Consider the following 20,899-nt stretch of genomic DNA (forward strand, 5'->3'; position numbering starts at 1 on the left):
ATGACACTTATGTGACAATCATCCGGCAAGCAGCGGCAGGATGATCGAGGCGGTCGTTCCCTGCCCCGGAAAGCTAGAAATATCGAACCGTCCGCGGTGTCGCTCGACGATATGCTTGACGATCGCCAGACCCAGCCCGGTGCCGCCGGCGGCGCGGCTGCGGCCGGTATCGGCGCGGTAGAATCGCTCGGTCAGGCGCGGCAGATGCTCGGGATCGATCCCCTCGCCCTCGTCGCGGATGCTGATCGCGACCCGTCCGGTCTGGGTTGCTTCCAGCGTTACCTGGACCGGCGCGTCGGGCTTGCCGTATTTCAGCGCATTGTCGATCAGGTTGCGCATTACCTGGGCGAGCTGGCCGCGATCTCCGGCCACCAGCGCGCGCTCGACATTGGCGCTCAGCACCGCTTCACCGCGTTCGCGCACCTCGCCGATCGCCTCGCGGGCCAGGGCCACCATGTCGACCGGCTCGGTCGGCGCATCGTGCTTGATCGCCTCGATCCGCGACAGGCTCATCAGGTCTTCGACCAGCGCGCGCATCCGCGATGCCTCGTGCCGGATGATCCCCAGGAACCGCTGGCGGGTCGCCTCGTCGGCTCCTGCCTTCGGATCTTCCAGCGTCTCGACATAGCCAAGGATTGCCGCCAGCGGCGTGCGCAGTTCATGGCTGGCATTGGCGACGAAATCGGCATGGGCCCGGGCAACGCTGACCTTGACCGACAGATCCTCAAGCAGCACCAGCCGCCGGTCCTCGTCGATCCGCTGACAGGTCAGCTGCCAGCGGCTGCCAGGCACCGACAGCCCGTCGATCCGCACCGGCACCCCGGCGGGAGCCAGGACTTCAGCCAGCGCCTTGGGATCGCGCACCGCGATCCGCACGTTCTCGCCAACAATATGCCCGCCCAGCAGCTCGCGCGCGGCGGCGTTGGCAAAGCTCACCTGACCGGCATCGACGAAAAACGCAGGCGAAGGAACATGTTCGAGCAGGGCTGGTCCGGACAGGGGCATGGGGATGCCCTAGCCGAAGCCGCAGTCGCACTCAACGATTTGGAAAAACTGGAGGCGAAGGGAACCATAAAGTCAGCGTAATGAATTGATTTGATGTATGGTTTGGATAAGGTGTGACGGCAGTGGCCCCCAATATGGCTCCCTGAGGCGTTGGATAGCTGTGGAAAGTCTGAGATTATCCAAAATAGGCGCAGGCCGAAACGTCCGGACATTCGGACAATCCGGAACCGCTGGTTTTGGGGCGAAGCCATAGAAAACCTGCCGGTAGATTCTGGACCGCGCCATGAAGTCTAAGCAACACAGTCTCGGCCAGCCGCGCGCCAACATTGCAGACGCGTAGACGCTCCCTGCGATCAGCCGACAATCGACGGACAATTGCATGCCAGGGCTGATTGAAATGGCGGTCGCATCCGGGAATCAGGCTTGGTCGGCGAAGCGGCCCGCTTTCCATTCGATCTTTTATACAATCGATTGCAAATTTCTGTTGCGCAGCGTTGCCCCATTTCCTAGGCGTTGGCGAAAGACGGTTTTACTAGGAATCCTCTCGCCTTGACCTCAGCATGGACGCACGAGCATGTTTCCCGCATCGAGCAGCAGGATTTTCCTGCTGTTCGCCTGATTTCGGAAGAGCAAGCTCGCCCCCTACTTCCGGGAATTCTGCTGTGGGACATGTGGCCGCTGCAGCTTCCCGATGGCAGCATCGCGAAAGTCGATGGCGGATCGCTGTGGATGGCGCTTGCGGCTCCGGACCGGTCGGATCCAGGGCTGCGCCATTTTGAAGCGCGCATCAGGCTGTTGCACTTGCAGAACAGCCAGTGGCGCGATCTGGGTTGGGCTCTGCCCAATGCGGAATACGCGTTCGAGCGCGAATGGGCAGGAACGGCTTTGCTGAAAGGTCAGACCGTCTCCTTGTTCTTCACAGCCGCCGGCCGCGCCGACCAGCCCGGCGGCTATCAGCAACGGCTGTTTGAAGCGCACGGCACTTTGCAGCCAGACGGCCATATCGCGAACTGGAGCGAGCCGCGCGAATCCGTCGTCAACAGCGGCGATCATTACGATCTGGCTGATCAGCAAGAGGGCGAGCCGGGCAAGATCACCGCCTTTCGCGACCCCGCCTACTTCTGCGATCCGGCGGATGGTCAGGAATATCTGCTGTTCACGGCTTCACTGGCAGGGTCGAAATCCGAATATAACGGCGCCGTGGGCATTGCCCGCCGATCGGGCGAGGATGGCTGGGAATTGTTGCCGCCGCTGCTGCATGCCGACGGCGTCAACAATGAACTGGAACGCGCGCACATGGTCGCCAGAGATGGTCGTTACTATCTCTTTTGGGTGACCCAGGCCGGCACTTTTGACCCGGCTGGCCCGGTTGGGCCCACGGGACTCTATGGCATGGTCTCCAATCAGCTGTTTGGGGACTATGAGCCGATCAATGGCAGCGGACTGATCCTGGCCAATCCCCGCGAAGAGCCCTCACAGACCTATAGCTGGCACGTGACCAGGGAGCTGCTGGTGAGCAGCTTCGTCGATCATTGGGGCCTTAAGGGGCGCAGCCTGGCGAATGATCCGCAGCTTGCCGCCGAGAGCTTTGGCGGAACCCCGGCACCGTTCGTCAGGTTGGTTCTGGACGGCAATCGCGCAAGCCTGTGCCGTGACCTGGTCAATGTCGGCTGACGCGAGCAACCTGTTCGGCGCGGTCGAGGCGGGCGGAACCAAATTTGTCCTCGCCATCGGCAGTGGCCACGATGAGATCGTCGCCCAGACGCAAATACCGACAACTACTCGCGACGAAACGCTTCAACGCGCGATCGAATGGTTTCAAGGCCAAGGTGGCATTGCAGCCTTGGGCATCGCCTCGTTTGGGCCGGTGGACCTTGATCCGGCCTCGCCCGCTTGGGGCTTTATCACCGATACTCCAAAACCAGGCTGGAGCCAGACCGATGTTGCGGTGCGTCTTGGTGCAGCGCTAGGCTGCCCAGTCGGACTTGATACAGATGTGAATGGCGCTGCGATTGGTGAGTATCAGCACGGCGCGGCCAAGGGCTGCGATGTGGCGATCTATGTCACGGTCGGTACCGGCATCGGTGGCGGGGCGACCATCGGTGGGGAAACGGTCAAGGGAAGTCGCCACCCGGAAATGGGCCATGTGATGCTGCGCCGCCACCCTCAGGACCTGGACTTTGCCGGCGCCTGCCCGGTTCATGGCGATTGCCTGGAAGGCCTGGCATCCGGCCCGGCGATCAAGGCGCGTTGGGGGACCTCGCTTTCCGACCTGGCACCGGACCATGTGGCGCATCAGATCATCGCCGATTACCTGGCCCAGTTCTGCCAGACACTGATCGCGCTCTATTCACCGCAGCGCATCATTCTGGGTGGGGGGTCTTGCAGACAGCCGGGCTGCTCAACATGATCAGGGCACAGGTGGCCACCTATGCGGGCAGCTATTTTGGCGTGCATGCGGACAAGATCATCGTATCATCAGGCCTTGGCACTCGCTCTGGCATTGTCGGCGCGTTCGAACTCGCAAAGAAGGCTGTGAATGTCGAAGACTGACGCCGATCAAGGAGTGGCGATTGTCATTGTCGGCGGCGGCACGGCAGGCTGGCTGACTGCGGCGTTCCTGCAAAACCAGCTGCCTCACACCCTGAACCGACCGGTTGCAATTACAGTCATCGAAGCCGAGGACATTCCGACCGTTGGCGTGGGGGAGGCCACCATCCCCTCGATCCGCCAGACGCTGGCGGCTTGCGGTATCGAGGAACATCTCTTCCTGAAAAACTGCGGCGCCACCTTCAAGCAGGGCATCGAATTCATCAATTGGCGTGACGATCCCAAGCAGGACGGCACCAACAGCTATTTCCACCCGTTCGGTGACCAGATCATGGTCGCAGGTAGGGATGCGACCTGGCAATGGCTGCAATTGCCGCCAGATCAGCGCGGCGCCTATGCCGAGCAATTCTCGGTGCAGGCCGAAATTGCCCGCAGCGGCCGGGCTCCAAAGAGCTTCACCGACAAGCCCTATGACGGCGCGCTCGCCTATGCTTATCATCTTGATGCCGGGAAACTTGCGCAATTCCTGAAAACTCTCAGCAAAGGGCGCGGCGTCTGCCACAAAGTGCAAAAGGTCGTGGGCATCGAGCGCAATGGCGACGACATCATCGCACTGCGATTGGACAATGACGAACGGGTTGCTGCCGATCTGTTTGTCGACTGCACCGGTTTTGCCGCCAGGCTGATCAATTCCGACAAGCAGAACAGCTTCAACAGCCTGTCGGGCACCTTGTTTGTTGACCGCGCCGTTGTGACCAGGGTTGAAAATGACAGCCTGGCGGACGTCATCGGCTACACCAAATCGACCGCACAAAGCGCCGGCTGGATCTGGGATATCGCGCTGCAGGACCGCCGCGGCGTCGGCCATGTCTACAGCTCGCGCTATATCGACGACGATGCCGCCAAGGCGGAGCTGGCCGCCTATCTGCAGCAGCCGGTCGAAGAGCTGGAAACGCGCCGGCTTGATATGCGCATTGGCTATCATGACCAGCAATGGCGCGGCAATTGCGTGGCGATCGGGCTGTCGAGCGGTTTTCTGGAGCCGCTCGAATCGACCGAGATCTACCTGATCGAAATGGCCAATTGGGCCATGCTGGAATTTGTGCCGCGTTATCTGGGCGGGGCGCAGCCCCAGGCCAGTTACAACCGGATATTGCACAATCACTACGACAACATCGCCGATTTCCTGAAGCTGCACTATTGCCTGTCAAACCGGCGCGACACGGCATTCTGGCGTGACAATTGCGACGCCGCGACGATCCCGGCTTCGCTGCAAGCCAATCTGGCGTCGTGGGGATCTGCGGTGCCCAGCATCTATGATTTCCACAGCACGACCCAGTGCTTCTCGGCCACCAATTACAAATTCGTCCTTTACGGCATGGGCTGGGCAGGGGCCGGAAGTAGCTCGCCTGAACCGGGCGGGCAGGTCAGCGCGATGATGCAAGAGCTGGCCCAGCGCCGATCAAAGCTGCGTGATTTCGTGCAGCGCGACACCGTTGCGAATCTGGCCTATTTCGAGGCCCTCCAGAAACTCTAGGACCCGCCGATCAATCCGTGTTCCCGGACAAAAAAAAGGGCGCCCGCAACCAGCGGACGCCCTTCCTTTTTGCGACCCGATCAGAATTTGAAGCGGATGTTTGCAGCTACCGTGCGGCCCTGGATCGAACGACCGATCGTCACCGTGTTGGGTGCCGCGGCATAGAGCGATTCACGCCCGTCATTCGCCGATTCGGTAATCCCTGCCTTGTCGAACAGGTTGTTGACGTTGAGCGAAAGCTCCAGATTGTCGGTCAGGCTCAGGGCCCCGGTCAGGTGCACGACCGAGTAGCCCTTCTGGGTCAGCGTGTTGGCATCATTGGCAAAGCTGCTGCTTGTGCCGATCCAGCTGGCCGAAAGACGAACCCGGCCAAAGTCCAAGCTGGGCGTGACCGCCCAGATCAGCTTGGCCTGGCGCTGCGGCCGGTTACCGATCAGTGCCGTGTTCACGACGTTTGCGGAATTGCGCGCGTCGGTAATCTCGGCATCGGTGTAGGTGGCAGTGGCATAGAGATTGAACACGCCGCTCTTGTAGTAGGTTTCGAGCTCAAGGCCCTTGGCGTCATACTTGCGGATCTGCCCAGTCGGAGGCGTGATGGTGATGTTCGATTCTTCGGTTTTCGACAGGAACACGGTCCCGTAGAAATCGAGCTCGCCGCCGCCCAGCTTCAGGTTCTGAGCCTTGAAGCCAACTTCGTACTGCTTGACCTGATCGACATAGGCACCTTCAGCGCCGGCCAGCAATCCGCCGCTCGCATCGCGAACGCCGAAATCAAGGGCGCGGTCAAAGTTGAAGGAGGCACCGCTCGAGGCGCGGCCAAAGATCGAGAAGTTGTCGCCGACCAGATAGTTGGCGCCAACCGACCAGGCGAAATTGTCGGCCTTCAGGTCGGCACGGGCATCGACCACGCCGGTGTTCAGCGAAACGGTGGCTTCCGATCCGGTAATCAAGCCATCGCCATTGACATCGAACGGAGCACCGGCGCCAGCCGTGCGCACACCATTTTGGCGCATGAAGTCGTAACGCATGCTGGCGTCAAAGCTGAAGTTGCCCGACTTTACGGCGATCGCAGCAAAGGGCGAACTTGCTTCGGCTTCCAGATCGTAGTTGCGGTTCGAACCATCCCAGCCAAACGCCTGGTTGACGCCGGCAATGCCATTGATCGAACCCGGAGTTGCAATCAGCGCAGCATCGTTCTCGGTAGTGGTGACCAGCCGGGTCCAGTGCCAGTCCTGCTGGAAATTCTGATGCATGAAGAAGTGACCAATGGTGAAGTCCACGGTCGAGCCACTGCCAATGTCAAAGGTCTTGGAAAGGCGGACATCGTTGGCAAAGTTGCTCATGTCATCAAGATTGACGTCGAAAACCGCCACTTCGGATGCCAAGCCATTGGGCAGGTTGCCAGCGGTCACCGCCTGGCCGGCCAGGGGGCCGTTGTAATAGGTCGAACCTGCGAGCGAGGCCGCGTCCAAGGCTCCATAAGTGAAGAAGCCCAGGAACTGACCCGAGATGTCCTGGTAGCGGCTCTTGGTCGCCAGATTGATGCCACCGCCAAGGTCAAATTTGGTTTCCAGGCCAATCGACTTCACCTTGTGGTGCAGCCCATCGGCAGCGTCGTAGGGTTCAAGCTGATTGCGGCCGTTTACCGCAAGACCGTTGCGGGTCAGGTTGCTGTAGAGGCTGTGGTTGGCAGCATCGAAATTGCCAAGGCTGGTGCCAACTTCACCGCTGGTTGCATTGCCGGTGCGCGAGACCAGCTGCGGGAAATAGGCCTGTTCCTTCTTGTCGATGAACTTGCCGGTGACGCGGACATAGCCGGCGTCAAATTCCTTGGTCAGGCTCAGGCGCAGCTGGCCGCCGGATACGGGGCTGTAACCTGAATCGCGATAGTCACCGCCCTGCTGGAAGTGACCGCCCAGATGGAAGTACAGATCGTCAGCCAGCCTGGCGCCGTATTCCGCATCGACGCGGTAGTCCTTGTGGTCAACGCCGATCCCGAAAGCGACCGATCCGCCGCCGGTTTTGCCGGTCTTGCCGATCAGGTTGATGATCCCGCCCGGGCCGTTGGTGGTGAGCGTCGAGGCAGTGCCGCCGCGCACCGATTCAACACGGGCCAGCGTTGAATCCGATTTGAAGAAGCCATCGGCCGGGGCAAACAGGTGATCGCCGAACAGCAGGATCGGCAGGCCGTCTTCCTGCATCGAAAGGAACTTTGCACCGCCGGTCGAGATCGGAATGCCGCGAACGTTGATGTTCGAGTTGCCACCGCCCGATGAGCTTTCCGAACGGATGCCCGGCAGCTGGCGGAAAACTTCGGCCAGGTTGGTCGGATTGCTGTCAGCGATCGCTTCCGAATCCAGCGAAGATACTGAAACCGACGTGTCGATCTTGTTCTTGCCCGCCGCTGCGACCACACCGGTGACCACAATCTCGTTGTCTTGAGCGGCATTGTCCTCAGGCTGCACATCCTGCGCATGGGCGCTCGCACTGATCAAGGCTGTCACAGCAGCCGTTGCCAACAAGGCGCGACGGATCACTTTCATCGGTCATATCCTCCCAAGATCGCCCTTATAATTGGGGCGCAATATTGCAGTGTGCGGGACAAGTCCTAATTCCAGAAACAAACGATTGCAAACAAAAAATACAACCGATTGCAAAAAATGCTCCAAACGGGCTTTCTGCAAAAATTACAGTTATATTACAGATATTTGAGGCGATTTGCCGAGATCACCGCTGGCAACCCCGACAGCTGGGCACGGAGCTTCATCCCTGGCGGCCCTAAGGCTTGGGTATTGCGCCCACAGTACTGCCACGAATCACCAGCTTTGTGGGCGTCAGCGTGGCACTGACTTGCTTGCCGGCAATCTTGTCGATCAGGGCATTGACCATGATCTCGCCGCCCAAAGCAATATTCTGATCGATGGTAGTCAAGCCGGGCGAGATCATCTCAGCCTGTCCGATATTGTCGTAACCGACGATGGCAACATCTTCGGGCACCCGCAGACCCTTGGCCTGAACGGCATGAATGGCTGCGATGGCAAGCACGTCCGACGCAGCAAAGATGGCATCAAATCCGGTTGAACCGTCGCACAGCTCAAGGACTTTGCGGTAAGCTTCATGGCCATCGAAGGACGAAGGGATCAGCAAGGGGGCGGACTTCCCATCCCCCTGTCCTTGCAAGACAGACACCAGCCCATCGTAACGCAGCTTCACCTCAGGCAGATCCACATCGCCGAGAAACGCGATTTTATGACGACCGATACCCGTAAGGTGCTGACCAACCAGTCGCCCACCCTCGAAATTGTCGCTGCCCACCAGGGTATAGTCTGCCGCGTCGATCATGCCCCCCCAGACGACAACCCGATTGGCCGCGTCGCCGAGCGATTTCAGCCGTTCGGTTCGTCCGGCCTGACCGATAACGATCAGGCCATCCGCCTTGCCCGAAAGCAGCAGGCGCTGCTCGGCAATTTCGGATGGGCTGTGCGGCAGATTGATGATCAGGTCATAGTCATGCTTTGCAGCCGCCTGCGAAACAGCGCCGATCATTTCGAGGAAAAACGGATCGGAGAGGTTCTGGTGCGAACCCGGATAGACGGGAATGACGATACCCAGCGTCTGGCTTGATTGCTTGCGCAAGCTGCGCGCCCGGGCGTTGATGGCATAGCCCGTTTCGTTCGCCAGCCGGAGGATCAGCTCCTTGGTCTTGCCATTGACCAGGGGACTGTCATTCAAAGCGCGCGATACGGTTGAAATATCGACGCCCGACAGCTTCGCGAGACCGCTCATGGTTATTCTGGCGCGATTAGGCATCGGCACTTTTCACCCTGCATCTGACGCACCAATGCCGGGATGGCATCGCGCAAATGCTTGCACGGTTTTGTCCCTAGCCATCAACCATTTTATGTTCAACCGACGCGCGGTGCCCCGCATTCACGAACAAGGTTGCCAAGGCCCCCAGCAGCATGAGCGCACCGCCCAGGAACAGGACATTGCGTGGATCACCGCCCAGCAGCGGGCGATAGATCAGCGGCATGGTCAGGGTTTGGATGAGCATCGGGATCACGATGAACATGTTGAAAATGCCCATGTAAATGCCATTGCGCTGCGGCGGAATACAATCGGCCAGCATGACATAGGTATTGCCCATCATCCCGGCCCAGCCGATGCCGATGCCCAGCATCAGCACAAACAGCGCAGCCGGCGTATCGGCGCCAGGCAGCAGCAGCATTGCAATCCCCGAAGCGGTCAAACAGGCCGCATGGGTCATCCGCGCGCCCAGCTTTGCAACAATCGGAATGAGCAGCAGTGCCCCCAGAAAGGCGATGAAGTTATAGAGCGCGCCTGCCTGCTGGGTGGTCAGCGTGGCATCGCGAAAGGCGGCGCTGGCCGGGTCGCTGGTAGCGTAGATCGAACGCCCGACTGCGAAAGTGACATACTGCCAATAGGCGAACATCGCATACCACTGGCACAGCATGGCAAGGGCCAGCTGGCGCATCGGCTTTGGCATTTCGCGGATCGCATCGACAATCTCGGCCATGGTCGCCTTGACCGTCATCGGCCTTTGCGCGAGCAAAGCCGTCTCTTCATCGGTCAGCGGCAGTTCCGGAACGCGCCAGGCCGACCACACAATTGTGGAGATCGACAGGATCGCACCAATGATGAAAGCGATCCGCACGATGACCGGGATGCCGTTCGCGTCCAACACGTCCTTGGCCACAATGCCCGTCAGCAATGTCGGCGCCAGATAGGACAAGGTCTGCGCCAGCCCCGTGAACGCGCTCTGCGTCAAAAAGCCGACGGAGCGCTGCTCGCGCGCCAGCCGATCGGCGACATAGGCGCGATAGGGCTCCATCGTGATGTTGTTGCCCGCATCCAGGATCCACAACAGCGAGGCTGCAACCCAAAGCGCAGGGGAGTAGGGCATGAAGAACAGGCAGATGCTGCAGATGATCGCACCGATCAGGAAATAGGGTGTCCGGCGCCCATGGCGCGAATTGGTGCGGTCGCTCATCGCACCCACGATCGGCTGGATGATCAGTCCGGTCATCGGCCCGGCCAGCCACAACAGCGGCATCGTCGCCTCATCGGCGCCAAGGAAACCATAGATCGGCCCCATGTTCGCCTGCTGCAGTCCGAAACTGAATTGCAGCCCGAAAAAGCCCACATTCATCTCGATGATTCTCAGCAGCGACAATCTTGGCTTTTCGGCGGTCCGCACCTGAAACCCTCCCCAATTCTGCTCCGTCTCAGCGATTGTCTGGCACAGATCCAACTGGACTACAATCGTTTGTAAGTTGGTCGGTTAGGGATGATCAGCTTTGCCCATTTCTCGAAGCGCTTTCTGAGGGCGCATTCACACAGCGCAAGTGAGGAGCCCCGAGCAAATCCAGATCTCGAACGCGCCGGAGCGTTGCTGCCGTTATGTTTGTCAACTAACCATTGGAACATTCGCCCAGCGTTCCAATCGAACCCTTCCTTTTCCACTTGTCCAAGCATGACGCTGGCCTGCTTCTCCGGCCAGAACATTGACCGCTTCGTGACATTCTTCCGGGCGTCGGTGCGGTCAGGCCGCACGTTCGTCATTGATGCCTATATGGCCAATCTGATCGACGCCCTTGCGCTCGATTCCCTGCCCGACCCACGGAGGAGTGACCAATTGCGCGTCTATCTCCCCCGCGCACAACGTCGAAGGATCATCAACGACAAGCGGTTTGACCTGATCGACGGATATAAGGCGCAGCGGATTTACGCTGAGGAATTGCAGGCCAACCCGCGATGCTACGCGATGATGTTTCGCACTGCGATGGCTGCCGATCTTGACCGCATGGACCTGCAAAGCAGTTGCCTGATCTACTCGCTATGGCCCGGCTACCTTGACCGGGAACGTACCGACCTGCGCGAATGGGCAAAGCGCAAGGAAATTGACTTCAACATCGTCCATAGTTCCGGCCACGCTTCCAGCGCAGACCTATACCGAATGGCACAGGCCGTTGCACCGCAGCGCCTGATCCCAATCCACACTGTCCACCCTGACCGATACATTTCTTTTCCAGCCAAGCTTAAGATCGCCGCGAACGGGGAGAGGGTGGTTGTCTGATATCTACTCTCGCCCTTATTTTGCCCAGTGACCCAATACCCATTCCCACTGCCGACGCTCGTAGTCGTAGCGCCAATGCGCTCGAACCCACTTGGTTTTGCCGATGGGTCTGATGGTTTTCATGTTTTGCATCCGGTCCACTGGCTTGGGCGGACGAGGCGGATGGATCTTTCGTGGCTTATACATCGTCAGTCCCCTTAGACATTGTACCGCTTCCAAGGCAGGCGGTTGAGCGAGATGCGCGAGAGGAATCTCACAATGTCCTGCCGACCGAAAAAGGTTGCGTGACCAGAATTGTCCTGGCCCATCAGTACGATGGGAACATTGGGAAACGGGGAAGCAAAGCTCCTTGCCGCCGACAAGGCTTGCGCCCGATTGTCCACCACATGCTTCTTTACTGCGACGACGGCGAAGGTAACTCCTTGCTCCCGTACCAAAGCTGCATCGATCTGCATTTTGTCCTCCATGAAAAAGGCCGCACCCGGAAGGTGCGGCCCACTTCGATCAACCCTTCGGCGGAAACGGGTCGTTTCCATACGACCATGCCTCGCGGAACTTGGCATCGCTTCCCTGAATCCGCAGTTCTGAGCCTTGGTTGCGGGCAATCTCGCGCCCACGCTCAATGGCTTCGCGCTGAGTGTCAAACGAACCAGTGAGGCGGCTGTTGCCTTCACCGCGAACACCCCAACCATCGCCTCTGCGGACCACATACTGATTCTTACCGGTCATAATCGCACCTTTCGTCTTGGAATCTGTCAGAAAGGCTTGACTCAGCCCACTGGAAGTGATTCCCCGTCCTATCGGTAAGACAGTTTCATTAATGAGACGACTTGCCTTACGTGTGAAACACTATGGAAGTCGATGCCGGGTGAGTCAACCGGGTAGCGCGTGGAGATTTTATGGCGCTTCCTATCGAGGATCAGGGCCGCCTTCCTATTGAAGAATTGGGGCGCTTAATCAGCAGAAAGCGCGAAGGCAGAGGGATTCGAGCTGCGGCGTTGGAAGCCAACGTTAGTCCAGCCACCTTATCCCGAGTCGAAAACGGCAATGTGCCAGACCTCGCTACCTTTGCTAAAATATGCCGATGGCTAGAGGTCGATCCGGCCCAGTTCTTGGGGGTTGAAGCCAGCAGTACACAGGAGCGCCCTGCAGTCGTTCATTTCCGAAAGAAGAAGACGGTTTCTACGGATACGGCCACATCACTTGGGGCGCTCATATTGGCTGCTCAGGATGCTCTCGACGCGCATCTCAAGACCCTGCAGCAGCGCTAAATGCGTCGGGGCTTCAAAGCCGAATCGGAGCGCATTGCAGCGTCAGTCCGGGTCGAGCTTGGATTGACAAAAATCGACGTTCTCGATCCTTGGAGGATGGCAGCGCATCGGGGTGTACTCGTGCGCGGGGCTGATGAACTCAGACTAGCGGCTGATCACGCCGATCAGCTTATGGTGAATGACCCGGACGCTTGGTCTGGAATGACCTTAGCCGAACGAGATACAAAGCTGATTGTACTAAATCCAATGCATAGCCGGGCGCGGCAATGTGCAACACTTATGCACGAACTGGCCCACATAGTGCTCGATCACGCTCCGGCCAGCGCAGTAGCTTCAGTAAGCGGATTAGTCCTACTTTCCGACTATTCCGACGATCAGGAAAGTGAGGCCGATTGGCTTGGGGCAGCGTTGCTGTTGCCAGAAGCCGTTTTGCTACATCATCGAGCGGCAGGCAAAAGCCCGGCCCAGATCGCTCAGATGTTCGGAGTCAGTTTGGACCTGTGCAACTGGCGCTGCCGAATGACGGGTGTTGAGAAGCGCTTATCATATTGTCGATCCGCCTAGAGATCGTGTAGGTAATCGCTTGTCGCGTGGCGACATGGTGGCGACACAGATTGAGGGCGCAAAATCACCTCGCCCTGAAGGCGATTATCTCGCTGATTTATCTAGGAAAACTGGAGCGGGCGAAGGGATTCGAACCCTCGACCCCAACCTTGGCAAAATGCCGGATTACATCCGCCGAGTGTACCCCAACCTGCGCTAGCCCACGCCATCCTTCTGAATATAAGCCAAAATTCGGGATTCATGCTACGCCAGAGCAACCCGTTCGTGGCCTGCCGTTTCTTCCCGTCCGCTTACATTGTGCGTACATTGCCAAGGACTCCGGCTTGTGTAAGCAAAATGCCCGAAAGGACAAGCTGGCATGGGCAAGCTCACCAAGACATCCATCGACGCTCTGGCGATCCCCGAAACGGGGCAGGCGTTCCTGTGGGATTCTGAACTGCGTGGATTTGGGGTACGGGTCATTCCGTCAGGCCTCAAAGCGTTCGTGCTGCAATACCGAAACGAGGAAGGGCGCAGCCGCAGGATTGTGATCGGCCGATATGGCGTCCTCACGGTCGAGCAGGCACGCAAGCAAGCGATCGTGAAGCTCGCGGCAGTCGTTGGTGGCGCGGACCCAGCTGAGGAGCGCGCGCAATCCCGCGCAGCCATCACGATCCGGGAAGTCTGCACCTGGTATCTCGAAAACGCCGAAGCCGGGACAATCCTCGGGCGCAAGCATCGGCCGATCAAAGCTTCGACCCTCGCAATGGATCGCAGCCGGATTGAGACGCACATCGTTCCGCTTATCGGCACCCGACAGGTCCGCGCATTGCGCGTTTCGGACATCGAGAAGATGCAGATGGACATCGTTGCCGGGAAAACTGCCAAGCCGCGCAAGGAAGGCGGACGCGGCGGCAAGGCCGCCGGTGGCCCCGGCGTTGCCGGTCGTGCGGTCTCGACGCTGCAAAGCCTCCTCTCCCATGCGCTCCGCTATGACATCGTGGAGAACAACCCCGCGGCTGGCGTTCGCAAGATCGCCGGTAAGGCACGCACTCGTCGGCTCAGTGCGGGGGAAATCCGGGCGCTTGGTGAAGCGATGGAAATCGCGGCGCGGAACGAGGAAAATCCAACCGGTCTCGCTGCTGTGCGAGCCCTTCTGCTGACCGGCTACCGGATCTCCGAGATCATTGGCATGGAACGGGGCTGGCTTCACGCTGACCGCGGATATGTCCACTTCCCCGACACCAAGACCGATGGCCAAGTGCGCCCGATTGGCCAGGCAGCGATCCAACTGTTGAAGGCCCTGCCAGAAAAGCGCGGGCTCTCGCTGTTCTTCCCGTCGGACTTTGTGGACCGGCCATATTCGGGCGTGCCCGAAACCTTGCGCGCCCTATGCGCTATCGCCGGGATCAAGGGCGTTACGCCGCATGTGCTCCGGCATACCTTTGGAAGCGTGGCCGGCGACATGGGCTTCTCGGAACTCACCATCAAGGCACTGCTCGGTCATGGCGCACGGGGCTCGACGCAGAACTATGTCCACATCGATGAAGCGCTTCGCCTAGCCGTGGAGCGCGTTTCTTCGAAGATCGATGAGCTGCTCAGGCAAGAAACCGCGACCATCCTCGACTGGGCCGCATAACGTACATGGCGGTTCGCTAAGCGGGTCGGACTTCCGCGAGACCCACTCTGAACCCAAGTGGGACGAGGACCGACGAAATAAGACGCACCTGACTGGCGTGCATTGAGTCGCCTGGAGCCTTGACCTCTACGAAGTAGATTTCACCATTCCGCCATAGCGTGAGGTCAGGCCATCCGGCACGTAGGTCATAGGATGCCGTAGCGAACACCTCTGCAATAGAGCGGAGCCTATCAACCCCGAGGCATTCGAAAAGGCCGAGAACGTGATCGCGTTGCACGCGCGGATAGAAGCGCGGAGTATCGCCCGCACTTGCCGCAATGACGGCCCAATTGCGTTCAATCTGCTCTCGCGAGGCCTGGTCGATCGCGGCGAAAAAATCGCTGTGCTCGAACCTGTCCTCCGGAAAGGCCACGTTCTTGGCATAGAGCGCTTCGATAAAGGTGTCAGCGTGTCGATCCGGCAGCGCATGGAACGATGCGGCCTTTATCAAAGTAAGAATGAGGCCGCCCTCGGCAGCACAACCGTTCCAACCTTCGGCCTGGTAGCGATCCAGCACAGCCAGTTCGACTGGCTTGTAGTTGTCCGCTGGGTAGAAACGCCAATCCTTCCCGCCGCCGTCCAGTTGGACCACTTCATGCTCGATGCCGAAGCGCTGTGCCTGCTGCTCGAATCGACTGCTCTTGGTGACAGCAGGCCTGGCACCCTTCGGGGACTTCATTTGCTGGAGCTTTGCCAGCTTTCTCGCGACCCCCACCTGAGGGTCGATCGTCAGCGCCCGGTCATAGGCTTCAATGGCAGCTTCCAGCTCTCCGGACCGTTCGTGTATCTCTCCTCGAATTCTCAGCGCTCGCGCTTGCTTCCAGCCTTCGCCCGTGGCCAGAGCAACATCCAGGCCAGCAAGAATGGCCGTGCGCAAATCCGTTGAGGGATTTTGCTCCAACGATTCTGCAACGAGGCGAATTACATCTATGTCGCCGGTCGCGATCCTGGTGCGCTGCCACCCGTCGCGGTCCAGCATTTCGCCATCGAAGCCGTACCCCACGCGCTGATCATCCTGACCGACGAGGATCACATGCCGGTTAACTGGATCAATCTCGTAGGAATTGGTCCAACCCGTCTCCTGCTGCCAGGTCGCGATCTCTAGCCCCTGTTCGAGATCAAACAGAAAGTGGCGATTGCTGTCAGGACTACCGGGGGCATGTGCGGTCTGGCATGTCGCAAAACGGCCATCGATCGAGATCGCGTTGGTCCCCAGGTTTGCCGAAAATTCGCGCTCGAGAAGCTTTTGCCCATCGGCACGAAAGGCGCATAGGCGCCCATTTAATCCATCACCGAACATCCAATCGTTGAGGATGAACGTGCCGTTGTCGGCCACATGACCATCTTGGGGTCGCTCAAGTCGCCCTGTTGCTAGTGTCGCGCCATCGTCGTTCAACAGCGTCCATTTCCCGTGTCCCTCATATCGATGGCCCCCGATCGTGCCTTCGGGGTTTCTGTCCAGCCAGATGAGATGGAACTTGCCGTTCGGCGATGTGGTGTGGGGGCCAAAGAAGTCGAGAGCCGGAATTCTGACCAACCCGTGGGAGAAGGGTTCGATCTTAAGCGGACTCGCGGGCCTTGGTGGCACGACCTTTTTGTCGTTCTGGCCGTCGCCGCCGAACAAGCGCTGGAGGAACCCTTTCATGCGACAGCGTTCAAAGCATGTTGCAGTTCGGCAATCGCCTCGACGACCGCATCAAAGGGCGGCGGCTCGCCGAAAATCATGGTACTCATCGCACGATAGTCCTGGCGCAGGGCATCCATCATCCCGCCTTCCGGGCACAATGCAAATGTCGGGGCTTGCGCGGTGGCCAGATCGAAGTCCGGGCGATTGAAGAACATGCGGGCATGCGCGACGCAATCTTCGCCAAGCGCGCGGTTCGCCAGGGCCGCTTGGCCAATCTCCGATTGGATCAGGCGAAACAGGTCGTAATAGTGTCGCGAAATGCGCTGACCGTCGCCCCGCAACTGCTCCCGGATTTCGAACCACCGCCTCAGGCCATGCAGAATGACGACCTTGTCCCAGAAGGTGCGTTCGGCATCGACCACGGTGACGCCCGGCACAGCGAGATTTAGATCGACGGCATCAGCTTCAACATAGGGCACAATGGTACGCACCGAATTGGGATCGAGCGCCGACTTTGCGCCGGATTCGATCTTCACCGACTTGGCGATGTAGGCGTCCTCTGGTGTGATGCTGGGATAGATCAGGAGCAAGGTCTGACCATCCTGCGCATCGGCTTCGACCCGGATCGATTGCGGCTCAAGGCCGGTACGTGTGCAGGTATCGGCGCAGATTTGCGCGAGGCGCTCCTTCATGGGCCCGTTGATATGCGCTTCGCAGGCGTCCTTGATCGCATCGAGCGCTGCCTCACGCTTCTTGCGGCTCAGCGCTGCCAGTTCCGCGATGGTCGCGGGAACGCCAAGATCATCGCGAAAGACTGTCACGTCGATGTCTTCGGAGAACCGCTCAATCAGGCCGAACCCCTTCGATAGGGAAGTGCCGCCCTTGAACAGCAGCCGGGGGCCGTCCTCGATCCCGTTGAACAGGGCATCGAGCGTCCAGCAGACCCAGAAGTCCTTTTCGACGTTTTGCGGGGTCGTGCCGAGCCTCTGGGCTGTTGTGGTATAGAGGCCCGTGCGGGTGGGCGTGTCTGCGCGCAGGACCTCATCGAAGGCGCTGTTCATTCGCCGGATGCTTCCGAGACGAGCGGACGCAGCAGTTCCTGCATCCATGCCGGGAGCGTTGGCATCCCATCGGCCAGGTCAGCGCGCAGCGCTGCGCCGTGCGCGGGATTGCCGAGAAGGGTGGCGAGGCGTTGGCGCCATTGTCCGGTGGCGTCGGTCGTCATCGTATCACGCAGCCAGTGCAGCGCCTGGACGATCCTCATGGCCGGTCGCCCCGCCCAATAGAGTTTGCTTGCCGCGGTCATTTTGAACTCGATGGTGAGATTTCCAAGCTTGATCGACTTTGGCCGGGCTTCGCTATGCACGACGATCTTGGCAGGCACTGCATTGGTGAAGCCGAGATCGTTGGCAGCGGTCATCCCGTCGACCAGAACACGGATCTGGTCACGCCGCGCCACGGCGTCGATGACCGCGCGCGGGTCGGGTGCGCTATCTTGCCGGGTCAGGCTGTTGAACTGCGGTTTATCATAGAGCCCACGATCAATCCGGCGCAGTTCGCCCCATTTGACCAAGCGCTGGAGAGTCTTGTCGACAGCATCACGGCCGGCAAGGTCGAGGAAGTCGGCCGGTGTCCAGACAGTGTTCGCCGGCGCTCGGCTTACACGGTCGAGAATTTGCGCTTTCAGTCCGGGCGGGATTGTGTCCATGTCCGAAATATGTAGCATGATTTCGGACGGCAGTCCATAGCCCGATGTCCGAAGTGTGTAGCACAATTTCGGACATCGAGCCGCACGGATCAAAGCGCTTCTGGATAGAAGGACACGTAGGGCTCAGCCGTGTCATTGAAGAACCTGGACGCCACCGATGGCCCATTCGCAAAGGCTAGTTGCTTTGCCACATCTGGCAGTTCTGCCTTCGCCCGCTTCACGTCGTCCAAACCGATCGGACCACTGGGCAGCAGCGGCGCATTCAAGCGGATGAGACGATCACGGCCAATGAGTAGCCCAGCTTGCCCCAGGGCGTTCTGGCTGGAGAGATGCATCGCTGACGAAACAATATCGCGCCAATGCCACAAGCCCCCTCGCAAGACCTGTGCATCCGATATCGTTATCTCGGCGTCACCGCATCCCAGCGACAGGATGTCGATCTGATCGCGATCGAGCTGGTTGCAACTGAGCGCATCGACCAATGCGACCATCACCGGATTGTTCGCCCACACGCCTCCATCGGCAAATCGTCGCTGGCCGTCCCTGTAGATCGAGAAGTAAGTGGGAGCAGCAGATGTCGCGAGCGCGACTGTGACCATTTCTTCGCGCCAGTCGAGCTTGAAATCGGGATGATGCGGTGTCTTGAAAATGTTGACCTCGGTGAAACCGTCGAAGGACGGTATGCACAGTCGGCGCTGCGCATCCCCAAACGCGCGCGCGCCAAAAATCTGGCGCAGCTCACGTTCAAGCGGCTCCCGGTCATACTGGTAATATGCCAGCGACCGCGCTTTTGCCCAAAGTCGCTTGAAGACTGCCAGAGGCGGCTTGGCCAATGGAAAAATCTCCTCGCCGTGATCGAAATAGAGTTGCAGGATCGCCGAAGCAGGCAGTCCGATCGAAAGTCCAAGGGCGATTATGCCCCCTGTAGATGTACCCGCGATCAGGTCGAAATAGTCGCCGGCGGAGTGTCCGCCCAGATACTGCCGCTCAAACTGTGCCAAAATCGCCGCAGGCAAAATTCCCCGAATGCCGCCGCCGTCGATGGACAGGATTCGGAAGCGCTTGCCTTCCGGCCACGGCAATTGCCGCCGCCGCTCACCCAGCGTTCCATCAGACCGCCGCAATGGCCTTTGCTCGCTGGCTTCCATCCTGTTCCTCCTGTGTCGGGTGCCGGCCACCACCCGACCATTTTCCTGTCAGCAACCAGCCCTCATAGAAATAGAGATACCGTGCGGCCCAAGGCACCGTCGTTTCGGCCAACAGGTCTGACGGCGTCCACTCGCCATTGAAAGGATCGAACAGGCACAAGTAAGGCAAGGATTGCTCCGCACGGTTTACATAGACGTGCGGGATCGGGCCTTCTTCATGTTCGGGATGCCGTTCCAGAAGCGGCGATAGCACCTGCACCCGCGGCTGCACGTTGATGATGGAAAAGTTCTCGATCGCGAGCGGGACTTCATAGCCGATCCGCACACGGTAGCGTTTGCAGACCGGATCGAGCGTTCCTTCCCAGACCGCTCTGCGCCCGCCTCTTTGCACGAGCGCAAAGCCCGGCCAGCGTTGCTCCATCGCAGCGATCTGGGTCTCGATCGGGATCAGTCCAGGAACCATTCGCCGCCCATATTGGTACTCGCCCGCGCCGGAGTGCAATTGGTCGCAACTGCAGCAGCGGTCACTCCCGCATGAACCCTACCCGTCGGGCCGAACCGCATCGCTCCCTTCTCCATGGCCGCACGGCTGCGGTCCATGTGCTCCTTGATCGCGTACTTCGCCGCCGTCTCTCCGAACAGATCATCAAGAATTGTGTTCGTTTCGGTGAGCGAGATGTTTTCCGTCCGCAGGCGAACAAGCTGCCTGACCAGATACTCCAGATCATGGACATACTCATTCTGGTCTGGCAACGTGCTGGGCCATCGATCAGTGAAAATATCCGGGACGTAGGCCGGGTTGCGGACGTCGATGCAAAGATTGTGTGCACTCTGCTCCTGGAGTCGTCGCGCTATGTGCCGGGAAATCGAAACAACCTCCTCCAGCAAACCCGCCCCGGTCGGCGGCACTTCAAGTGCCAGCGCCGCCAAGACCACCGATGGCGGCTTGCGCTTCGACCGGCTCCGGTACCGCACATCACGATTGCGCTTGATCAGCTGGAGCGCAACAACGCGAGCAGCCTTCTCCGACAGCGGGACGCGGTCAGGCAGCGGATCAACGTCAGCCTTCGCGACCGTCCGCCCGTCAGCCAGAGAGCGGAATTCGAAGATTGCGGCGAAGACCGGATCGTATGCCGTCTGAGCGTTGAAGTGGTCAGCAAAGCCCCAAGGATTGACAGGCTTGTGGTAGCTTTCCGAAGGCTGCCGCTTGAAATGGAAGAGATGCCCTGCCTTTTCAGGAGCTGCTTCAAGTCGCGCAATCGGCATCAGATCAACGCGAACGCCATCATCGTATTCGACGGTAACACACCTGGAATTCCGGACCACCCTCCCGTGGTAGCGGGAACCGGGCTCAGCGTTGATGGCTTCAAACAGCAGATTCAAAATAGTTTCGGGATTGCTGTTGGTCGGAACATCGAGTTCCATCACCACATCGACATCGTGCTGATCCTTTGACACGCTCGAGGCAATTGCGGTCCCGGTCGCGAAACTGCCGCCAGGGTAGCATGCGATCACCTTGTCCTCCAGCGGACTGCCAGGACGATCGACGTAGCTGCAGAGCGCTTCGAAATGCTGCTGCGCCTCGTCGTGCTTGGTTGGTGACAGCTGGACCCGGCGCGCCACATCCATGAGCATCGCATCTGCGAAGCTGGGGCTTGGCAAGCGCTCCGGGCGCGGACGGGTCGGATCGAAAATGGTCATTCTGCCCCCTATTTGGTGCGAGTGGCAAAGCCCG

Annotated in this window: 20 protein-coding genes; 8 read left to right on the forward strand and 12 right to left on the reverse strand. The window is 59.4% G+C overall.

The window, feature by feature from the left end; translation table 11 throughout:
• Window positions 1–18: 18 nt before the first annotated feature.
• Entirely contained in the window at window positions 19–1,005 is a 987-nt protein-coding gene (locus B2V17_RS13940; RefSeq protein ID WP_292998694.1) for a sensor histidine kinase, read from the reverse strand.
• A 549-nt stretch (window positions 1,006–1,554) separates the two neighbouring features.
• Here B2V17_RS13940 and B2V17_RS13945 point away from each other — a divergent pair.
• Genes B2V17_RS13945 through B2V17_RS13960 form a run of 4 tightly spaced genes read left to right on the forward strand, consistent with a single transcriptional unit; the run spans window position 1,555 to window position 5,092 of the window.
• Complete coding sequence (locus B2V17_RS13945) at window positions 1,555–2,679, forward strand: glycoside hydrolase family 68 protein (RefSeq protein ID WP_292998696.1); 1,125 nt, start codon at window positions 1,555–1,557, stop codon at window positions 2,677–2,679.
• The gene (locus tag B2V17_RS13950) at window positions 2,669–3,415 is read left to right on the forward strand and encodes an ROK family protein (RefSeq protein ID WP_292998698.1); all 747 of its coding nucleotides are present in this window, start codon (window positions 2,669–2,671) and stop codon (window positions 3,413–3,415) included. The genes B2V17_RS13945 and B2V17_RS13950 overlap by 11 nt, the downstream gene beginning before the upstream one ends.
• An 11-nt stretch (window positions 3,416–3,426) precedes the next feature.
• Window positions 3,427–3,558 (forward strand): hypothetical protein, encoded by a 132-nt coding sequence (locus B2V17_RS13955; RefSeq protein WP_292998699.1) that lies wholly within the window; start codon window positions 3,427–3,429, stop codon window positions 3,556–3,558.
• Entirely contained in the window at window positions 3,545–5,092 is a 1,548-nt protein-coding gene (locus B2V17_RS13960; RefSeq protein ID WP_292998700.1) for a tryptophan halogenase family protein, read from the forward strand. The genes B2V17_RS13955 and B2V17_RS13960 overlap by 14 nt, the downstream gene beginning before the upstream one ends.
• An 80-nt stretch (window positions 5,093–5,172) precedes the next feature.
• Here the strand turns inward: B2V17_RS13960 and B2V17_RS13965 are convergent, their stop codons facing one another.
• The 3 genes from B2V17_RS13965 to B2V17_RS13975 form a co-directional block, all read right to left on the reverse strand.
• Window positions 5,173–7,635, reverse strand: coding sequence for a TonB-dependent siderophore receptor (locus B2V17_RS13965; RefSeq protein ID WP_292998702.1), 2,463 nt, complete (start codon window positions 7,633–7,635; stop codon window positions 5,173–5,175).
• A gap of 235 nt (window positions 7,636–7,870) precedes the next feature.
• Window positions 7,871–8,878, reverse strand: coding sequence for a LacI family DNA-binding transcriptional regulator (locus tag B2V17_RS13970; RefSeq protein ID WP_292998704.1), 1,008 nt, complete (start codon window positions 8,876–8,878; stop codon window positions 7,871–7,873).
• A gap of 97 nt (window positions 8,879–8,975) precedes the next feature.
• Window positions 8,976–10,310: an MFS transporter gene (locus B2V17_RS13975; RefSeq protein WP_292998706.1), complete on the reverse strand. Its 1,335-nt coding sequence runs from the start codon at window positions 10,308–10,310 to the stop codon at window positions 8,976–8,978.
• A 276-nt stretch (window positions 10,311–10,586) separates the two neighbouring features.
• Here B2V17_RS13975 and B2V17_RS13980 point away from each other — a divergent pair, with 276 nt between their 5' ends.
• Window positions 10,587–11,189 carry an MBL fold metallo-hydrolase RNA specificity domain-containing protein gene (locus B2V17_RS13980; protein ID WP_292998708.1) on the forward strand — a complete coding sequence of 201 codons (603 nt, stop codon included), beginning with the start codon at window positions 10,587–10,589 and terminating at the stop codon, window positions 11,187–11,189.
• A gap of 197 nt (window positions 11,190–11,386) precedes the next feature.
• On the opposite strand, the gene B2V17_RS13985 is transcribed toward B2V17_RS13980, so the two are convergent.
• Complete coding sequence (locus B2V17_RS13985; protein ID WP_292998710.1) at window positions 11,387–11,644, reverse strand: hypothetical protein; 258 nt, start codon at window positions 11,642–11,644, stop codon at window positions 11,387–11,389.
• Window positions 11,645–11,693: 49 nt separating this feature from the next.
• Entirely contained in the window at window positions 11,694–11,918 is a 225-nt protein-coding gene (locus tag B2V17_RS13990; protein WP_292998712.1) for a DUF2188 domain-containing protein, read from the reverse strand.
• Between the two features lie 170 nt (window positions 11,919–12,088).
• On the opposite strand from B2V17_RS13990, the gene B2V17_RS13995 reads away from it, so the two are divergent.
• The 3 genes from B2V17_RS13995 to B2V17_RS14005 all read left to right on the forward strand — a co-directional run bounded on the left by B2V17_RS13995 (window position 12,089) and on the right by B2V17_RS14005 (window position 14,642).
• On the forward strand, window positions 12,089–12,460 hold the full coding sequence (locus B2V17_RS13995) for a helix-turn-helix domain-containing protein (protein ID WP_292998714.1): 372 nt from the start codon (window positions 12,089–12,091) through the stop codon (window positions 12,458–12,460).
• Window positions 12,461–13,024: an ImmA/IrrE family metallo-endopeptidase gene (locus B2V17_RS14000; protein ID WP_292998716.1), complete on the forward strand. Its 564-nt coding sequence runs from the start codon at window positions 12,461–12,463 to the stop codon at window positions 13,022–13,024.
• Window positions 13,025–13,382: 358 nt separating this feature from the next.
• Complete coding sequence (locus tag B2V17_RS14005) at window positions 13,383–14,642, forward strand: tyrosine-type recombinase/integrase (RefSeq protein ID WP_292998718.1); 1,260 nt, start codon at window positions 13,383–13,385, stop codon at window positions 14,640–14,642.
• A 16-nt stretch (window positions 14,643–14,658) separates the two neighbouring features.
• Here B2V17_RS14005 and B2V17_RS14010 read toward each other — a convergent pair whose 3' ends face one another.
• From B2V17_RS14010 to B2V17_RS14035, 6 genes are read right to left on the reverse strand one after another with little or no spacing between them, the layout of a single operon-like run.
• Complete coding sequence (locus tag B2V17_RS14010) at window positions 14,659–16,326, reverse strand: VRR-NUC domain-containing protein (protein WP_292998720.1); 1,668 nt, start codon at window positions 16,324–16,326, stop codon at window positions 14,659–14,661.
• Complete coding sequence (locus B2V17_RS14015; RefSeq protein WP_292998722.1) at window positions 16,323–17,369, reverse strand: nucleotidyl transferase AbiEii/AbiGii toxin family protein; 1,047 nt, start codon at window positions 17,367–17,369, stop codon at window positions 16,323–16,325. The genes B2V17_RS14010 and B2V17_RS14015 overlap by 4 nt, the downstream gene beginning before the upstream one ends.
• Complete coding sequence (locus B2V17_RS14020) at window positions 17,366–18,109, reverse strand: DUF6088 family protein (protein WP_292998724.1); 744 nt, start codon at window positions 18,107–18,109, stop codon at window positions 17,366–17,368. The genes B2V17_RS14015 and B2V17_RS14020 overlap by 4 nt, the downstream gene beginning before the upstream one ends.
• Window positions 18,106–19,164: a CBASS cGAMP-activated phospholipase gene (locus tag B2V17_RS14025; protein WP_292998726.1), complete on the reverse strand. Its 1,059-nt coding sequence runs from the start codon at window positions 19,162–19,164 to the stop codon at window positions 18,106–18,108. The genes B2V17_RS14020 and B2V17_RS14025 overlap by 4 nt, the downstream gene beginning before the upstream one ends.
• Window positions 19,127–19,627 carry a hypothetical protein gene (locus B2V17_RS14030; RefSeq protein WP_292998728.1) on the reverse strand — a complete coding sequence of 167 codons (501 nt, stop codon included), beginning with the start codon at window positions 19,625–19,627 and terminating at the stop codon, window positions 19,127–19,129. The genes B2V17_RS14025 and B2V17_RS14030 overlap by 38 nt, the downstream gene beginning before the upstream one ends.
• Complete coding sequence (locus B2V17_RS14035; protein WP_292998730.1) at window positions 19,612–20,865, reverse strand: nucleotidyltransferase domain-containing protein; 1,254 nt, start codon at window positions 20,863–20,865, stop codon at window positions 19,612–19,614. The genes B2V17_RS14030 and B2V17_RS14035 overlap by 16 nt, the downstream gene beginning before the upstream one ends.
• Between the last annotated feature and the right edge of the window lie 34 nt (window positions 20,866–20,899).

The organism is Novosphingobium sp. UBA6272 (assembly GCF_002440635.1).
GTDB lineage: Bacteria > Pseudomonadota > Alphaproteobacteria > Sphingomonadales > Sphingomonadaceae > Novosphingobium.

Coding starts and splice junctions, on each gene's coding strand:
- B2V17_RS13970 (WP_292998704.1), bottom strand. CDS start 8,878: ATGAGCGGTCTCGCGAAGCTGTCGGGCGTCGATATTTCAACCGTATCG.
- B2V17_RS13950 (WP_292998698.1), top strand. CDS start 2,669: ATGTCGGCTGACGCGAGCAACCTGTTCGGCGCGGTCGAGGCGGGCGGA.
- B2V17_RS14005 (WP_292998718.1), top strand. CDS start 13,383: ATGGGCAAGCTCACCAAGACATCCATCGACGCTCTGGCGATCCCCGAA.
- B2V17_RS13965 (WP_292998702.1), bottom strand. CDS start 7,635: ATGAAAGTGATCCGTCGCGCCTTGTTGGCAACGGCTGCTGTGACAGCC.
- B2V17_RS14015 (WP_292998722.1), bottom strand. CDS start 17,369: ATGAACAGCGCCTTCGATGAGGTCCTGCGCGCAGACACGCCCACCCGC.
- B2V17_RS13940 (WP_292998694.1), bottom strand. CDS start 1,005: ATGCCCCTGTCCGGACCAGCCCTGCTCGAACATGTTCCTTCGCCTGCG.
- B2V17_RS13980 (WP_292998708.1), top strand. CDS start 10,587: ATGACGCTGGCCTGCTTCTCCGGCCAGAACATTGACCGCTTCGTGACA.
- B2V17_RS14010 (WP_292998720.1), bottom strand. CDS start 16,326: ATGAAAGGGTTCCTCCAGCGCTTGTTCGGCGGCGACGGCCAGAACGAC.
- B2V17_RS14030 (WP_292998728.1), bottom strand. CDS start 19,627: ATGGTTCCTGGACTGATCCCGATCGAGACCCAGATCGCTGCGATGGAG.
- B2V17_RS13985 (WP_292998710.1), bottom strand. CDS start 11,644: ATGCAGATCGATGCAGCTTTGGTACGGGAGCAAGGAGTTACCTTCGCC.
- B2V17_RS13990 (WP_292998712.1), bottom strand. CDS start 11,918: ATGACCGGTAAGAATCAGTATGTGGTCCGCAGAGGCGATGGTTGGGGT.
- B2V17_RS13960 (WP_292998700.1), top strand. CDS start 3,545: ATGTCGAAGACTGACGCCGATCAAGGAGTGGCGATTGTCATTGTCGGC.
- B2V17_RS13995 (WP_292998714.1), top strand. CDS start 12,089: ATGGCGCTTCCTATCGAGGATCAGGGCCGCCTTCCTATTGAAGAATTG.
- B2V17_RS14025 (WP_292998726.1), bottom strand. CDS start 19,164: ATGGAAGCCAGCGAGCAAAGGCCATTGCGGCGGTCTGATGGAACGCTG.
- B2V17_RS14000 (WP_292998716.1), top strand. CDS start 12,461: ATGCGTCGGGGCTTCAAAGCCGAATCGGAGCGCATTGCAGCGTCAGTC.
- B2V17_RS14035 (WP_292998730.1), bottom strand. CDS start 20,865: ATGACCATTTTCGATCCGACCCGTCCGCGCCCGGAGCGCTTGCCAAGC.